Here is a 14,218-nt window from a genome sequence, read left to right as displayed (position 1 = left end):
GACGCGGGCCTCGCTACCCATACTCGACTTCAGGCTAGCTTGAGTGCGACCATGGCCGGCTCTATGCTGCCCCCTTATGGATAAGGCTGGCTTCGAACTTTCCCTATTGTCAAAGTTCGTGCTCGCCTGCCAATCCCCCCGTCTTGCCGACGCAGCCAAAGACCTCGGCCAGACCCCATCCGCCCTCAGCATTGCCCTTCATAATCTCGAAGAACGGCTTGGCCTCAAACTCTTCGAGCGTCGGGGCGCCGGGCTTGATCTCCTGCCGGCCGCCTTCTGGCTGTTTCGCACCGGCGCACACCTGCTTTATCTCGAGCAGCACACGCGCGAGGCCCGGTTCGCGGGCGGCCGCCGCATGGTCAAGCTATCGGTTCATCTTGATCTGAATTTTGCCATCGGTCGGGTCTCGAAGGCTCTGCTGCGCACCTCGCAGGAGATGATCGAGACAGCGCCGGAATTGCTCGTCGATTGGCACTTTTCGGGCCTTGATGACGACGATATCGGCGATCCCACTGGCCTTGCCCAAAGCGAGCGCCTGCCCGACAAATCTGGCCAGCTCCGCATCTTTTATGGCACAGCCGCCACGGTTGGTGTCCAGGCCGTCCATCTCTACGACGATCCCTGGATCGTCGTCGGCAATAAAGGCAGCCGGGTCGATGCCTTCCAGCCCGACGAGCGCGTGACGCTCCTCCGCATGCGGCGCGAGATCGTCGATGCCATGACGCGCTTTGCCACCGAACACGGCTTTGCCGATCGCCTGCGCTATCGAGACGAAGAGCCCGCCCAGCTCTCGGCCATTCTGCGCGATCAACCGCAGACGCGTCTTCTGATGCCCGCCAATCTCATGCCGCGCCGGCTCGGCCTCGCCCGCCACGAGGAGGCGCCCTTTGCTCCGCGCTTTGTTTCCTCGATTTATGGCGAAACCGGCGGGGCTGCCGGGGCCTATGGCAAGGCTTTCCTCGAAGCCATGCGGCGCAACCTCGTCGCAGAAAGTAGCGCGGTCTTCACGCCGCGCCTAACCACGCGCCAAATCCATTTCTTCAATCTCGTCGCCCAAACGGGCAGCATTTCCGCCGCCGCGCGGGTCGCCAATACAGCGCAGTCGTCCGCCTCGAAGCACATTTCCCAAATGGAAGAGGCCATCGGCGCGCCATTGCTCCAACGTACCGAGGAGGGCACGAGCCTTTCCCCGCGCGGCGAGGACGTGCGGGCGCAGACCGTCGTCATCGAAGAGCGGCAGGATTGGATCGTCCGCAAGGCCCATGACATTGCCGCCCATTCCCAAGCCCGCGTCACCATCGGCACCTTGCCGAGCTCCGGCCACGACAGCGTTCTCACCGAAAAGATCGCTCATGTGATGACGCGCATCCATGCGCGCCACCCGGACTGGCAGATGCAGATCGTTGAGAGCTCCAACACCATGCTCCACGAGCATGTGCGTTCAGGCGATCTCAACCTGGCGCTGGTCGGCATGGTGCAGGCGCAGGTCGCGCGCATTCGCCTCGGACCCACCGAGCCGCTCTGCGTCATCGGCAATCCCGCGATCAGTTTCGGCGGTCGCAAGGAATTGGGGATCGAGGAAACGGTGGCGCTGCCGCTCGTTCTCGGCCGCCAGCATCTCAGTATTCACCAGAGTTTTGCCGATGCTGCCCGCGAACGCGGTCTGCGCCTCAAGACGGTGGTCGAAGTCGGCTCGCTGGCGCTGGCCATCGCCATGGTGCGCCAGGCGCCACTTTGCACCATCCTGCCGCCATCATCCGTGCGAGCGGATATCGAGGCCGGCAATCTCATTGCCGTGCCCATCCGCCACGAGGAACTCTCCGGCGCACTGTCGGTCATCTTCTCGGCCGACCGCGAACTCTCGGAAGCCGAGCGCATCATCGTACAGGAATTCGTCCGGGTATTCCGACCAGGGCGCACCGCCACGGTCGAACTGCCCGAGGACTGATCAGGCACTCGCGAAGGTAATCTGCGCCTTCATGGCCGAGGACCGATCGGAGGCCAGCTTGAACGCCGACTCCGCTTCGGCGAGCGGCACCGAATGGGTAATCAACGGCTTCACGTCGATCAGTTTTTTCCGCATCAATTCGACGCCGATGGCAAATTCCTCGTGGAAGCGGAAGGAGCCGCGCAGGTCCAGCTCCTTTGAAGTCAACACCTGCATCGGGATGGTCATGTCGCCACCCAGGCCCAGTTGCAGGATAATCCCACGCGGCCGCAAAGCGACGATGCCCGAGGCGAGGGCAGGGGCCGCGCCGGAGCATTCATAGAGCACGTCGAAATAGCCCTTGTCGGCACCATAAGGCGAAAGGCCCTCGGGATTCTTGGCCGTATTGATCACGCGATCAGCGCCCGCCGCCTTGGCAATGGCGAGGGTGAAATCCGACAGATCGGTTGCCACGATCTCAGCTGCGCCCGCGCGGCGGGCCGCCAGGATCGACAGCACGCCAATGGGGCCGCAACCGGTCACCAGCACGCGCTTGCCGAACAACTGTCCCGCGCGGCGTGTCGCATGCAGCGTCACCGCCAAGGGTTCAGCCATGGCGGCCTCACCCGCGCTCAACCCATCCGCGACGACGCACTGGCTCGCCAGCGCCACCAATTGCTCGCGAAAAGCGCCCTGAATGTGGGGGAAGGGCATCGCCGAGCCATAGAACCGCATATTGAGGCACTGGTTCTGCAGCCCTTCCTGGCAATAGCGGCAATGGCCGCAGGGCCGGGATGGCGACACGGCCACCAACTGCCCACGCTCAAGCCCCGTGACACCCTCGCCAAGCTCTTCGACAAAAGCCGAAACCTCGTGGCCGAGCACCATCGGCTCACGCAGTTTCACCGTGCCGAAGCCGCCATGGTTGTAATAGTGCAGGTCCGAACCGCAGACGCCGCCGGTCGCGAGGCGCAATGAAACCTCGCCGGGACCGGGCTTTTCCACCGGACGATCTTCGACGCGCAAATCCTTGGCGGCATGAATGACAATGGCTTTCATCAGAGCACCGGTGTGAGAAGGTTGCGGCCCGTAAAATGGGCGGTGAGATTGTCGCGCAGCAATTGGCCCATGGCCTTGCGCGTTTCGACCGTACCCGAGGCATGGTGCGGTTGCAGCAGCACATTGTCGAGAGCCAGGAACCGCGGATTGAGTTTCGGTTCGCCTTCGAACACATCGAGCGCCGCCGAACCAAGCGCCTTGGTTTCAAGCGCCGTCAGCAGCGCTTCCTCGTCGATATTGGACGCGCGGGAAATATTGATCAGCATACCTTCGGGGCTGAGCGCTTCGATCACCTCCTTGCCCACGATGTGCCGCGTCGCAGCCGAGGCGGCGAGAGTGACGAAGAGGAAATCGACCTCTGTCGCCAGCGCTACGGGATCGGCGACAAACTGCCAGGGCTCTGGCGCGAAGTCCTTTGCGGAAACGTCACTGTAGGAAATCTCGAGATCAAAACCCTGCAGGCGCTTGGCGACTTCAAAGCCGATGCGGCCGAGGCCGAGCACGCCGGCCTTCTTGCCCCAAACTCGGCTCTTGAGCGGATAAAGCCCCTTTTGCGCCCATGACCCATCCCGCACCCAGGTCTCGGCACCGATCATGCCGCGCGAGAGCGCCAGCATCATCGCAACGCCGAGATCGGCGACGTCCTTGGTCAGGACATCGGGCGTATTGCTGACGCGGATGCCGCGCGCCCGGCAGGCATTGAGATCGACCGCGTCATAGCCTACGCCATAGACGCTGATCACTTCGAGATTGGGCAAAGCCGCGATGATGTCGGCACTGGCACCAAGCTCGCCGCGCGTCGCGATGCCGCGAATGTCCTTGCCGACCGCCGCGAGAAGGGCCGGCTTGTCCGCCGCTTCAAAATAGCGGTGAACGGTGAAGGCAGCGTCGAGCGGCACCTGATCCCATTCGGGATAAGGCCCCATTTGCAGGATATGCGGCTTGGTCATGATAGGCAGGCTTTACGGCTTGACAGAAAATGTTATCGATAACAAAACAGAGGCAGGCACATTTGTCGAGCCCGTTTCTTGAAGGAGTGACCCATGCAGATTTTTGATCTGACCGGCCGCCGCGCCCTGGTGACGGGATCGTCGCAGGGCATCGGTCTCGCACTCGCCAATGGTCTTGCCGAAGCCGGCGCCAGCGTCGTCCTCAATGGGCGCGACGAGGCCAAGCTCGCCGAAGCCGCCCGCCAAATTCCCGGCGCCAAGACGCTCGCCTTCGATGTCACCGATCACGCAGCGGCCCGCGCTGCCGTCGATGCCTTCGAGGCTGAAACCGGCGCCATCGATATCCTCGTCAACAATGCAGGCATGCAGTTTCGCGCGCCGCTCGAAGATTTTCCCGCCGACGCTTTTACGCGCCTCCTTCAGACCAATGTCGCGAGCGTCTTCAATGTCGGCCAGGCCTGCGCCCGCCATATGATCACCCGCCGCGCCGGCAAGATCATCAATATCGCCAGCGTCCAGACCGCTCTCGCGCGCCCCTCGATCGCGCCCTATACGGCCACCAAGGGCGCCGTCGGCAATCTCACCAAGGGCATGTGCACCGATTGGGCCAAGTATGGCCTCCAGTGCAACGCCATCGCCCCAGGCTATTTCGATACCCCGCTCAACGCTGCGCTCGTCGCCGACAAGGATTTTTCGGCCTGGCTCGAAAAGCGCACCCCCGCCGGTCGCTGGGGCAATGTCGAGGAACTGGTCGGCGCCTGCATTTTCCTCGCCTCGCCGGCCTCGAGCTTCGTCAACGGCCACACGCTTTACGTCGATGGCGGCATCACCGCGTCGCTCTAAGACTGCCTGAGGAGGATTTCATGACGGGTCACATCGGTCTTGTCGGCGCCGGCGCCATGGGCGGCGCCATCGGCGCGCGTTTGGCGACCACCGGAGAGGAGCTAAAAGTCTTCGATCTCGACGCGCAAAAAGTCGCCGATCTCGTCGCCAAGGGCGCGACCGCTGCGACCAGCGCCAGCGAACTCGCCCAAGGCGCCCGCGCGGTCATTCTCAGCCTCAACGCCCCCCACATCGTCCGCGCCGCTGTCTTCGGCCCCAACGGCATCGCCGCAGGCGCCGCGCCGGGTCTGCTCATCATCGACATGTCATCCATCGACCCCGAAGCTACGCGCGCTCTCGCCGCCGAAGCCAGGGAAAAAGGCCTCCGCTGGGTCGATAGCCCCCTCTCTGGCGGAGCGCCCAAGGCCGAATTCGGCCAGCTGACCCTCATGCAGGGCGGCGCCGAGGCCGATGTGCGCGAGGCCCAGCAAATCCTCGCCCAGGTCGCCTCCAACCAGACCCATATGGGCGATGTCGGCACCGGCCAGACGACGAAAATCGTCAACCAGGTCCTCTGCGGTCTCGGCTTCATGGCTGTGGCCGAAGCCACCGCCTTGGCGGAAGCCGCAGGCGTCAATGTCGAGCGCATTCCTTCTGCGCTCAAGGGCGGTCGCGCTGATAGTGCGCTGCTCCAGGAATATATGCCCCGTTTTGCCGCCCGCGATTATCGCCGTACCGGCCGCATCGACAATATGGTCAAGGACCTCGATGGCGCCCGCGAGCTCGCGCGCCAGACCCAGATCACCATGCCGCTGACGGCCCTCGCGGCCGAAATCCATCGCCTGCTGACCGCAGCGGGCTTGGGCGGCGAAGACCAGGCCGCGCTGATGGAGTTCTTCCGCGGCCCCAGCAAGGAGAAGTTTCAGTGATCACCCGCTACGCCCTTTTTGAAGGTCAGGTGCATGAAGGCCAGGACGCCGCCTTCCGCGCCGCCGTTACCGCCGAAATCCTGCCGCTCTGGAAGCAGTTTCCCGGCGCTCTCTCGGTGTGCGTCAGCTATGCCGTCAAGCGCGACGACGGCGCGCCAGAATTCCCGATGATCCTCGCCGTCTCCTATCCTGACGTCGCCGCCGTCGATGCCGCGCTAGCCAGTCCCGTGCGCACCAAGGCGCGCGCCGCCACTGAAAGCGTCCTCGCCCGCTTCTTCACCGGCCGCATCCACCATCACGTGATGGACGCCGAAGACTACGAAAAACTCTGAGATTGCGCTTGTCCGGCAACGCGCCCCCTGATCATTTGGCGCCCGCCATACTCGCTTTTCGGAACCGCTGATGCCGCCACGCAAACCGCCGACCATGCAGGACATTGCCCGCAAGGTCGGCGTTTCGCCCATGACCGTCAGCCGGGCTCTCCGCGATGGCACCTCGGTAAACGCCCAGACGCGCGACGCCATCCGTCAGGCCGTCGAAGAACTCGGCTATGTCTTTGACAGCACTGCCGCCAATCTCCGCCAGCAGCGCACCGGCTTTGTCGCGGTCACAATTCCCTCGATCAACAACGCCAATTTCGCCGACACCGTCCGCGGCCTGTCGGATGGTTTGAAGGCCCACGGCCTGCAGCCGCTCCTCGGCTACACCGACTACGATATCAAACAAGAAGAAATCCTTGTCGAACAGCTCCTCCGCCGTCGCCCTGAAGCTATAGTGGTCACCGGCGGCCAACATACGCCGCGCTGCCGACGCCTTCTTCAAAGCGCCAGTATTCCCGTCGTCGAAACCTGGGACATTCCAGCGGACCCAATCGGCCACGTCGTCGGTTTTTCCAATGCCGATGCCGCCGCCATGCTGGTCGATCACCTCGTCGCCGCCGGCCGCCGCCGCATCGCTTTCATCGGCGGAGAAGCCGGCCGCGATTCCCGCGGAGCCGACCGCCGCACCGGCTTCATCGCCGCCATGGAGCGTCACGGCCTGGATGCGACCCGGCTCGTCGCAGCCGGTGTCCCGCCCGTCTCGATGCTCGAAGGCGCCGCCGCCATGCGTTCGCTGCTGCAGCAGTGGCCCGATACAGACGCTGTCATTTGTGTTTCGGATCTTGTCGGCTTCGGCGCGCTAACTGAATGCCAGCGAATGGGCATCGCCGTGCCCAAGCAAATCGCCATTGCAGGCTTTGGTAATTACGAAGTCGCTGAGATCTGCGTTCCGCCTTTGACCACGGTCAACCCATTCCCTGACCGGATTGGCCGCAGAACCGCGGCGGTGGTCGCTAGTCTACTTGGGCTTGAAGAGACGGACAGTCTGCTAGGTTCTGAAATTACTACGGAACTGCTCATTCGTGCGTCAACAATGTCTTGAGAACACTTTATAATTTACGACAGTTGGCCTTCGGTATTGAACATCTCGGTTTCAATATAGCCCTTTAGCAATGCTGCCAGTGCTTGGAGCGAGGCCAGGTGGGTGCGTTCCCAGCCGTGGGAGCTGTCGAGGGAAAAGCAGACGAGGCCAACGCGGATATCCCAGCCGGCTTCGACGGCGGCGGCGCTATCGGAGCGGTAGTGGCGGAATGTATCGCGCTCGTATCGGATGCCATTCTGTTCACAGACCGTTAACATTTGGCGCGTCATGCGGGCGTCAAAGGGCCCCTGGCGATCTCGCATGGCGATGGTGACGGCGTCGTCGCGCGATGTCTGGTTGGGAGCGGTTACCGCGTTGTCGATGGCGAGCAGTTCTTCGACCTCGGGACCAAACCCGTGCGTGCCACCGATGTTAATCTCTTCGGCGATGGTGAACATGGCTTGGAAGGGGACAGCGACTTTGGTGTGCCCCTCGGCGATGGATTTGAGGACAGCGAGGAGGGTGGCGCAGCCGGCCTTATCGTCGAGGTGACGGGAGACGATGAAGCCGTCGACGACCTCGGGCTGGGCGTCGATCGCGACCATATCGCCGACGTTGAAGCCGGCGGCGACGAGGGCTTCGCGATCGGGCAGGATGGCGTCGATACGGATTTCGAGATTGTCCCAATCGGCGGGCTGGGTGTCGACTTCGGTGTTGAAGCGGTGGCCTGAGGCTTTGAGCGGCAGGATGGTGCCGCGGTGCTCGGCATGGTCGGAAAAGATGGTGACGCGGGCGCCTTCGGCGAAGCGAGCGGCCCAGGTGCCGGTGTTGCGCAGGGAAAGGCGGCCATTGGGCTTGAGTTCGGTGACCATGGCGCCGAGCGTGTCGAGATGGGCGGCAAGGGCGCGGCGGGGTGGGCCATCACCGACTTCGACATAAAGCACGCCGCGGCGGGTATATTTGGGCGAATAGCCGAGATCGCGCAGCCAGGTATCGACCAAGGCCACCGCGCGATCAGTCATGCCGACGGGGCTCGGCGTTTTGACCAGCTGCAGCAGCCGGTCGAGGAGATAGTCGGAATCGATCATGCGGAGCGGCGCTTTCGGGTGCGGGCTGGCGAGACTTCTTCGAGGAAGCGGTCTTCGAGCTTGGCCTCGAGGGTCAGCATGTGCTTTTCGGCTTCGCTCATATGCTCGGCGAGGATCGCGGCGGCTGCGACGGCATCGCGACGGCGCATGGCGGCGATGAGATCGCGCTGATGCTGGATGCCGCTGGCGCGCGAGACGGGCTCGGGCTGGACATAAATGTCCTGTGCGATGGTGAGATCTTTCAAGAGGCGCTGGAGAAACCGGCAGGTGAAAGCGAGAATAGGATTGTCGGAATATTCGGCAACGACGCCGTGGAAATCCAATTCCGCCATGCGCTGGTTCCAACGCTCGTTCTGGTCGGCCGGCTCGTGGTCGTAGATGCCAATGATGGCCTCAAGGCGTTTGAGGCCCACTTCGTCGATATTGGGGGTGGCGCTGGCTGCCAGTTGCGGTTCGAGAACCTTTCGCATCTCATAGATATTGGCGATCGTCAGGTTCTTGGCGAAGAGGAAATTGGAGAGAAGGCTCATCGCCCGGCCTTCGGACATGCGCTCGATGAAGGCGCCGCCGCCGGGGCCGGTGCGGACCGAGATCAACCCTTGAACTTCGAGGGATTTCAGAGCCTCACGGACGGTGCCTTTGCTTGCAGAAAACTGGGCAATGAGATCGCGCTCCTGCGGCAGGCGATCGCCGGGGCCAAGGCCATGTTCGACGATCATGCGCTTTATGGCGTCGACGATCTCGTCGGTGCGCTTGCGGCGCGGCGGATCAAGGGGGGCGATTTCGCTCATGCGGCGCTGTCCGTTGCGGAGAGGCGTGGGGCGCTGGCGATGAGCGAGCGCGTGTAGTCGTGTTGCGGGTTGGCGAAAAGCTGGGCCGCTGGGCCGGTCTCCACCACTTCTCCGAGATACATGACGGCAACGCGATCGGAAATCGATTCCACGACGGCGAGATCGTGGCTGATGAAGATGTAGGAAAGGCCGAGATCGTCGCGCAATTGCTGGAGGAGCAGCAGGACTTGGGCCTGCACCGAGACATCGAGCGCACTCACCGGCTCATCGAGGACGAGAATGCTGGCTTCGGCCGCCAGAGCGCGGGCGATGGCGATGCGCTGGGCTTGGCCGCCGGAGAATTCGTGGGGATAGCGGTCGAGCGTATCGAGCGGCATTTGCACGGCGTCGATCAGTTCGCGCTTTCGGAGGGCGCGTCTGGTGCTGTCGTAAGAGCAGAGGAGACGCAGCGGGACGTCGAGGATTTCGCCGATGGTTTTCCGCGGATTGAGCGAGGCGACGGGGTCTTGAAAGACATATTGAATGGTGCGGCCAAAGGCGCGGGAGCCTGAGGCGGCAAGATCGGCCCAGGGCTTGTTATCGATCAGCATCGTGCCGGAGGTGGGATGCTCAAGGCCAACGAGCATGCGGGCGAGCGTTGACTTGCCTGAGCCGCTTTCCCCGACGATGCCGAGCGTTTCGCCGCGCTTGAGATCAAGCGAAATGCCGCGGACAGCTTGGACTTCATTGGCCTTGCGGCCGAAAAGGGAGCGACCACCGCCGAAGGTTTTGACGAGATCGCGGATCTGGATGGCGTTGGTCATGCCTTGGCCTCCGTAAAGAGCGGGCGAACCCGATTAAGGAAACTGTGGCCTTCCCCGAGTTCGGGGACGCAGGCGATGAGGCGCTTGGTGTAGTCGTGCTGGGGATCGCGGAGGACCGTTTGCGTTTCGCCCTGTTCGACGATTTCGCCATTTTTCATCACCGCGACGCGATCGCAAACCTGGGCGACGACGCCGAAATCGTGGGTGATGAGAAGGAGAGCAAGGCCACGCTCGCGCCGCAGGGTTTGCAGGAGATCGAGATTGCGCGCCTGCACGGTGACATCGAGCGCAGTGGTCGGCTCGTCGGCGATGATGATATCGGGATCATTGGCGAGCGCCATGGCGATGCCGATGCGCTGGCGCTGGCCGCCGGAGAGTTCGTGCGGATAGGCGCTGGCACGATCAGATGCATCCCGAATGCCGACAGTTTCCATCAGCTCAATAGCGCATTGGCGGGCTGCGCGCTTGCCGATGGGATTGTGCGCAAGGACTGCTTCGGCGATCTGGTCTGCGACGGAGAAGAGCGGATGGAGCGTCGTCAGCGGGTCCTGAAACACATAGGCGACGCGGGCGCCGCGGAGGGCGATAAGGTCTTGCTCGCGCACAGACAGCACGTCCTGGCCTTGGATATAGACGCCGCCATTGGTGATGACGCCGGGCGGGGACGCGACCAGGCCCATTAACGAGAGCGCGGTGACCGACTTGCCAGAGCCGCTCTCGCCGATGAGGCCAAGACATTCGCCTTTGCCCAAGCGGAAGCTGATGTCGCGGACAGCGGGGGTGATAGAGGCGCCGGTATCAAAGCCGGTCGAGAGGTTTTCGACGACGAGGGCGGGTGCGTCTGCAAGAGTCGGGGCGGGCTTGGACTGGCGGTCAATCTTGGTGACCGGCATGGGGCGGCCGAGGGTGCCGGAGCGGAGGCGCGGATCGAGCACGTCGCGGATACCGTCGCCGAGGAGGTTGATGCTCATGACGAGGAGGAAAATCATCACGCCGGGAATGATGGAAGCATGTGGCGCGGTGAAGAGCTGAGCGCGGGCCTGGCCGAGCATGGAGCCGAGGTCTGAGGTGGGCGGCTGGGCACCGAGGCCAAGGAAGGAGAGGCCGGCAGTTTCAAGGATCATCCAGCCGACGGTGGTCGACATGGTGATGACGATCACCGGCAGAACATTTGGCAGGACCTCGGTGAAGAGGACAGCCGCGTGGCTTTTGCCCGAGAGGCGCGCGGCGTCGACGAATTCGCGATTACGGATCGAGACGGTGACGCCACGAATATTGCGGGCAAAGAAGGGGATATTGACGAGGGCGATAGCGTAGAGCGCATTGAGAAGGCCAGGGCCAAGCGCCGCGACGATGGCGATGGCAAGGAGGATGTAGGGGAAGGCCATCAGCATATCGACAAAGCGCATGAGAATGCTGTCGGTGGCGCCGCGGGCATAGCCGGCGACGAGGCCGATGAGCGAGCCGAAGAAGGCCGCGAGCGCCGTGGCGCTGATGCCGACGAGCAGGGACACCTGTGTGCCCCAGATGAGGCGCGAAAGGATATCGCGGCCCAGGTGGTCGGTGCCGAGGAGATGGCCGGGGCTCAGTGGCGACAGCAGGCGATTGGGCTGATCGGTTATGTCCGGGTTCGGGATCGGCAGGATGGGCGCGAGCAGCGCCACAATGACGATGAAGCCGAAGATGAAGAGACCCGCCGCCGCGAGGCGATTGGCCAGCAGCAATTGGAGATTGCTGCGGCGCTTGCGAGCAAAGGTCGGGGTCGGGACAGTGAGATCGGTCATGCTTTGAGCCTTGGATCGAGCATGGCCTGAGCGACATCGGCCAGAAGATTGACGAGCACATAGACGGTGGCGGCAACGAGCACGCCGCCCTGCACCAGCAGCAGATCACGGGTCGAGACGGCCTTGACCAGCATCTGGCCGAGGCCGGGCCACTGGAAGACTGTTTCGATATAGACTGCGCCGCCGAGGACGAAGCCGGCCTGAATGCCAAGCACTGGAATGATGGAGACCAATGCGGCGCGGAAGGCGTGGCGGTAGATGACTTTGTTTTCGCTGAGACCCTTGGCGCGGGCGGTACGGATGAAATCCTGGCGCAGGACTTCGAGCATGGCGGCGCGGGTGAGGCGGGCGACGACGCCCGTCGCGACGATGGCGAGAGTGGAGGCGGGCAGGATCAGGTGGCGCAGCAGATCGGGGAGGTCGCCGCCGCCATAGACTGCATACATGCCCGAGGCGGGGAGCAGCTTCCATTGCACGGCGAAGAACAGGATGAAAACGAGGCCGAGGAAGAAGGCCGGCATGGAAATGCCGATGAGGACGAAGAAGGTGACGATCCGGTCGGTCCAGCCGAATTGGCGCACGGCCGAGACGATGCCGGCGAGAATGCCAAGCACCGAGCAGATGATCAGAGATGCGCCGGCTAGGATGAGCGTCGCGCCAAACCGCTCGAGCACTTCGTCGAGGACGGGGCGATTGAGGATGTAGGAGCGGCCGAAATCACCCTGGAGAAGATTGCCGATCCAGATGACATATTGCTCGGGCCAGGAGCGATCGAGGCCGAGCGCTCGATTGATGCGCGCGACATTGTCGGGGGTCGCATAGGAGCCGAGGAGGGCCTGCGCAGGATCGCCGGGGATCAGCTTCATCACGAGGAAGACGATGATGGAAAGGCCGAGAATGACGGGGATCGCGGCGAGGAGGCGTTTGCCGATATAGGCGGTCATGGAAGGTCCTCCGGGGCAGTGGTGTTGGCGGCATCCCCCTCACCCGTCTCGCGCTTTGCGCGATCCACCCTCTCCCCGAGGGGGAGAGGAACAAGAGGCGAGCGCCGGATGAGGGGGATGCCCCCTCTGGCACAGAGTTACTGCTTGGTCACGTCACGCAGGATCAGAGAAAAGTCCGGCTGCAGTTCGAAATCGCCGACGGCGCTGGTGACGACGGCGTTTTGCTTCCAGTTGGCGACGAAGAGCCAGGGGGCATCTTCGTGGGTGATGGCCTGGACTTGCTTATAAAGTTCGCCGCGCTCGGCAGGATCGGTCGAGAGACGCGCCTTGTCGAGGAGGGCGTCGACTTCCGGGTTGGAATAATAAGACGAGTTGAAGCCGCCTTCGGCCGGGAAGGCCGCTGTGCGCAGGGTCAGGAAGGGCAGGGTGTCGGGGTCGGAGGTCATCCAGGCCATTTCGGCCATGTCGCCCTTGCCTTCGAGGCCGGGATTCACTTCCGAAAGGAAAGTGTTCCACTCATAGGTCTTGATTTCGACATCGAGCCCGACGGCCGCGAGATCGGCCTGGATAGCGGTGCCCATCGGGACGGGATCGAGCATGCCCGAGCCGCCTTCGGTGACGAGGAAGGTGAGTTTTGCACCTTCCGCCCCGGCTTCGGCGAGGAGTTCCTTGGCCTTTTCCGGATCATAGGGATAGGGCGCGACGTCTTCGTTATAGGCCCAGTTGAAGGCGGGCGGGATTGGGCCGGCGGACACGTCGGCCGTGCCCTGGAGCACGTCGTTGACGAGGCTTTCCTTGTTGACCGCGTAGTTCACCGCCTGGCGCACGCGCTTGTCGGCAAAGGGGCCGTCCTTGGCGTTGAGCATCACGTACCAGACGTGGGGGCCGACAGCTTCGACGACCTGGTAATTGGCGTCGTCGCGGAACTGGGCGACATTGTCGGGCGGGGTTTCGAGCAGCACGTCGATGCCGCCCGAGAGCATTTCGGCAACGCGGGTATTGGCGTCGGTGATCGGGCGGAAGATCACAGCTTCAAGCGAAGGCGCGCCATCCCAATAGGCATCGTTGCGCGAGGCGACGACGCTGGTATTGGACTGCCATTCTTCGAACTTGAACGGGCCGGTGCCGACGGGATGACGACCGTAATCCTTGCCATATTGTTCGACGGCGGCCGGCGAGACGATGAGGCCAGTAGGCGAGGCCAGATTGCTCATGAACGGGGCAAAGGGTTCGTTGAGCGTGAATTTGACCGTCAGGTCATCCACCACCGCAACGTCCTTGACCGAAGAAAAGAAGAAGGCGAGCGGGAAGGGGCCGGTCGAGGCGAAGGGGTGATCTTCCTTCAGCATGCGATCGAAGTTGAATTTCACCGCTTCAGCATTGAACGGCGTACCGTCGTGGAAGGTCACGCCTTCGCGCAGATTGAAGGTGTATTCGAGGCCATCGTCGGAAATGGTCCAGTCGGTGGCCAGCGCCGGTTCGATTTCGAGCGTGCCGGGCGTGTTGCGCACGAGGCCGTCGTAGATGTTGACGGCGATGCGGAAATCGTTTGCGGCCGTTGAGACATGCGGATCAAGCGAAGCCGGCTCGGCGATCTGCCCGATGACGAGGATGTTGGGCGGCGTCTGAGCGAACGCCGGCGAAACAAAGCTGAGCGAAGTGGCGGCCAAAAGCAGCGCCGCGACGCCTTTCCATGTGCGGATCATAGTGAAAACCTCTC

Annotated in this window: 13 protein-coding genes; 5 read left to right on the top strand and 8 right to left on the bottom strand. The window is 63.0% G+C overall.

Going from position 1 to position 14,218, the window contains the following annotated elements; all coding sequences use genetic code 11:
* Nucleotides 1-76: 76 nt before the first annotated feature.
* On the top strand, nucleotides 77-1,948 hold the full coding sequence (locus DevBK_RS08740) for a LysR family transcriptional regulator (protein ID WP_317185149.1): 1,872 nt from the start codon (nucleotides 77-79) through the stop codon (nucleotides 1,946-1,948).
* On the opposite strand, the gene DevBK_RS08735 is transcribed toward DevBK_RS08740, so the two are convergent.
* Together DevBK_RS08735 and DevBK_RS08730 are read right to left on the bottom strand one after the other, a co-directional pair.
* A complete protein-coding gene (locus DevBK_RS08735; RefSeq protein WP_317185148.1) occupies nucleotides 1,949-2,986 on the bottom strand; it encodes an L-idonate 5-dehydrogenase in 1,038 nt (345 codons plus the stop codon). It lies immediately after the preceding gene.
* The gene (locus DevBK_RS08730) at nucleotides 2,986-3,936 is read right to left on the bottom strand and encodes a 2-hydroxyacid dehydrogenase (protein WP_317185147.1); all 951 of its coding nucleotides are present in this window, start codon (nucleotides 3,934-3,936) and stop codon (nucleotides 2,986-2,988) included. Before DevBK_RS08730 ends, DevBK_RS08735 begins: the two co-directional genes overlap by 1 nt.
* Nucleotides 3,937-4,029: 93 nt before the next feature.
* Between DevBK_RS08730 and DevBK_RS08725 the strand changes: the two genes are divergently transcribed.
* From DevBK_RS08725 to DevBK_RS08710, 4 genes are all read left to right on the top strand, one after another.
* The gene (locus tag DevBK_RS08725; protein WP_317185146.1) at nucleotides 4,030-4,779 is read left to right on the top strand and encodes an SDR family oxidoreductase; all 750 of its coding nucleotides are present in this window, start codon (nucleotides 4,030-4,032) and stop codon (nucleotides 4,777-4,779) included.
* 20 nt (nucleotides 4,780-4,799) lie between these two features.
* Nucleotides 4,800-5,687 carry an NAD(P)-dependent oxidoreductase gene (locus tag DevBK_RS08720; protein ID WP_317185145.1) on the top strand — a complete coding sequence of 296 codons (888 nt, stop codon included), beginning with the start codon at nucleotides 4,800-4,802 and terminating at the stop codon, nucleotides 5,685-5,687.
* Nucleotides 5,684-6,019 carry a hypothetical protein gene (locus DevBK_RS08715; RefSeq protein ID WP_317185144.1) on the top strand — a complete coding sequence of 112 codons (336 nt, stop codon included), beginning with the start codon at nucleotides 5,684-5,686 and terminating at the stop codon, nucleotides 6,017-6,019. The genes DevBK_RS08720 and DevBK_RS08715 overlap by 4 nt, the downstream gene beginning before the upstream one ends.
* A gap of 70 nt (nucleotides 6,020-6,089) precedes the next feature.
* Complete coding sequence (locus DevBK_RS08710; RefSeq protein ID WP_410494047.1) at nucleotides 6,090-7,109, top strand: LacI family DNA-binding transcriptional regulator; 1,020 nt, start codon at nucleotides 6,090-6,092, stop codon at nucleotides 7,107-7,109.
* 14 nt (nucleotides 7,110-7,123) lie between these two features.
* On the opposite strand, the gene DevBK_RS08705 is transcribed toward DevBK_RS08710, so the two are convergent.
* The 6 genes from DevBK_RS08705 to DevBK_RS08680 all read right to left on the bottom strand — a co-directional run bounded on the left by DevBK_RS08705 (nucleotide 7,124) and on the right by DevBK_RS08680 (nucleotide 14,204).
* Nucleotides 7,124-8,176: an osmoprotectant NAGGN system M42 family peptidase gene (locus tag DevBK_RS08705; protein WP_317185143.1), complete on the bottom strand. Its 1,053-nt coding sequence runs from the start codon at nucleotides 8,174-8,176 to the stop codon at nucleotides 7,124-7,126.
* A complete protein-coding gene (locus tag DevBK_RS08700) occupies nucleotides 8,173-8,967 on the bottom strand; it encodes a FadR/GntR family transcriptional regulator (protein ID WP_061907193.1) in 795 nt (264 codons plus the stop codon). Before DevBK_RS08700 ends, DevBK_RS08705 begins: the two co-directional genes overlap by 4 nt.
* Complete coding sequence (locus DevBK_RS08695; RefSeq protein WP_317185142.1) at nucleotides 8,964-9,770, bottom strand: ATP-binding cassette domain-containing protein; 807 nt, start codon at nucleotides 9,768-9,770, stop codon at nucleotides 8,964-8,966. Before DevBK_RS08695 ends, DevBK_RS08700 begins: the two co-directional genes overlap by 4 nt.
* A complete protein-coding gene (locus DevBK_RS08690) occupies nucleotides 9,767-11,554 on the bottom strand; it encodes a dipeptide/oligopeptide/nickel ABC transporter permease/ATP-binding protein (RefSeq protein ID WP_317185141.1) in 1,788 nt (595 codons plus the stop codon). The genes DevBK_RS08695 and DevBK_RS08690 overlap by 4 nt, the downstream gene beginning before the upstream one ends.
* Nucleotides 11,551-12,498: an ABC transporter permease gene (locus tag DevBK_RS08685; RefSeq protein ID WP_317185140.1), complete on the bottom strand. Its 948-nt coding sequence runs from the start codon at nucleotides 12,496-12,498 to the stop codon at nucleotides 11,551-11,553. Before DevBK_RS08685 ends, DevBK_RS08690 begins: the two co-directional genes overlap by 4 nt.
* A 137-nt stretch (nucleotides 12,499-12,635) precedes the next feature.
* Nucleotides 12,636-14,204 carry an ABC transporter substrate-binding protein gene (locus DevBK_RS08680; protein ID WP_317185139.1) on the bottom strand — a complete coding sequence of 523 codons (1,569 nt, stop codon included), beginning with the start codon at nucleotides 14,202-14,204 and terminating at the stop codon, nucleotides 12,636-12,638.
* Between the last annotated feature and the right edge of the window lie 14 nt (nucleotides 14,205-14,218).

Source organism: Devosia sp. BK (assembly GCF_032907385.1).
Classification (GTDB): Bacteria; Pseudomonadota; Alphaproteobacteria; order Rhizobiales; family Devosiaceae; genus Devosia.
This window is presented reverse-complemented; position numbering and strand designations above follow the sequence as displayed.

Excerpts from the sequence above, each read along its gene's own strand:
- DevBK_RS08740 (WP_317185149.1), top strand. The coding sequence starts at position 77 with ATGGATAAGGCTGGCTTCGAACTTTCCCTATTGTCAAAGTTCGTGCTC.
- DevBK_RS08735 (WP_317185148.1), bottom strand. The coding sequence starts at position 2,986 with ATGAAAGCCATTGTCATTCATGCCGCCAAGGATTTGCGCGTCGAAGAT.
- DevBK_RS08730 (WP_317185147.1), bottom strand. The coding sequence starts at position 3,936 with ATGACCAAGCCGCATATCCTGCAAATGGGGCCTTATCCCGAATGGGAT.
- DevBK_RS08725 (WP_317185146.1), top strand. The coding sequence starts at position 4,030 with ATGCAGATTTTTGATCTGACCGGCCGCCGCGCCCTGGTGACGGGATCG.
- DevBK_RS08720 (WP_317185145.1), top strand. The coding sequence starts at position 4,800 with ATGACGGGTCACATCGGTCTTGTCGGCGCCGGCGCCATGGGCGGCGCC.
- DevBK_RS08710 (WP_410494047.1), top strand. The coding sequence starts at position 6,090 with ATGCCGCCACGCAAACCGCCGACCATGCAGGACATTGCCCGCAAGGTC.
- DevBK_RS08705 (WP_317185143.1), bottom strand. The coding sequence starts at position 8,176 with ATGATCGATTCCGACTATCTCCTCGACCGGCTGCTGCAGCTGGTCAAA.
- DevBK_RS08700 (WP_061907193.1), bottom strand. The coding sequence starts at position 8,967 with ATGAGCGAAATCGCCCCCCTTGATCCGCCGCGCCGCAAGCGCACCGAC.
- DevBK_RS08695 (WP_317185142.1), bottom strand. The coding sequence starts at position 9,770 with ATGACCAACGCCATCCAGATCCGCGATCTCGTCAAAACCTTCGGCGGT.
- DevBK_RS08690 (WP_317185141.1), bottom strand. The coding sequence starts at position 11,554 with ATGACCGATCTCACTGTCCCGACCCCGACCTTTGCTCGCAAGCGCCGC.
- DevBK_RS08685 (WP_317185140.1), bottom strand. The coding sequence starts at position 12,498 with ATGACCGCCTATATCGGCAAACGCCTCCTCGCCGCGATCCCCGTCATT.
- DevBK_RS08680 (WP_317185139.1), bottom strand. The coding sequence starts at position 14,204 with ATGATCCGCACATGGAAAGGCGTCGCGGCGCTGCTTTTGGCCGCCACT.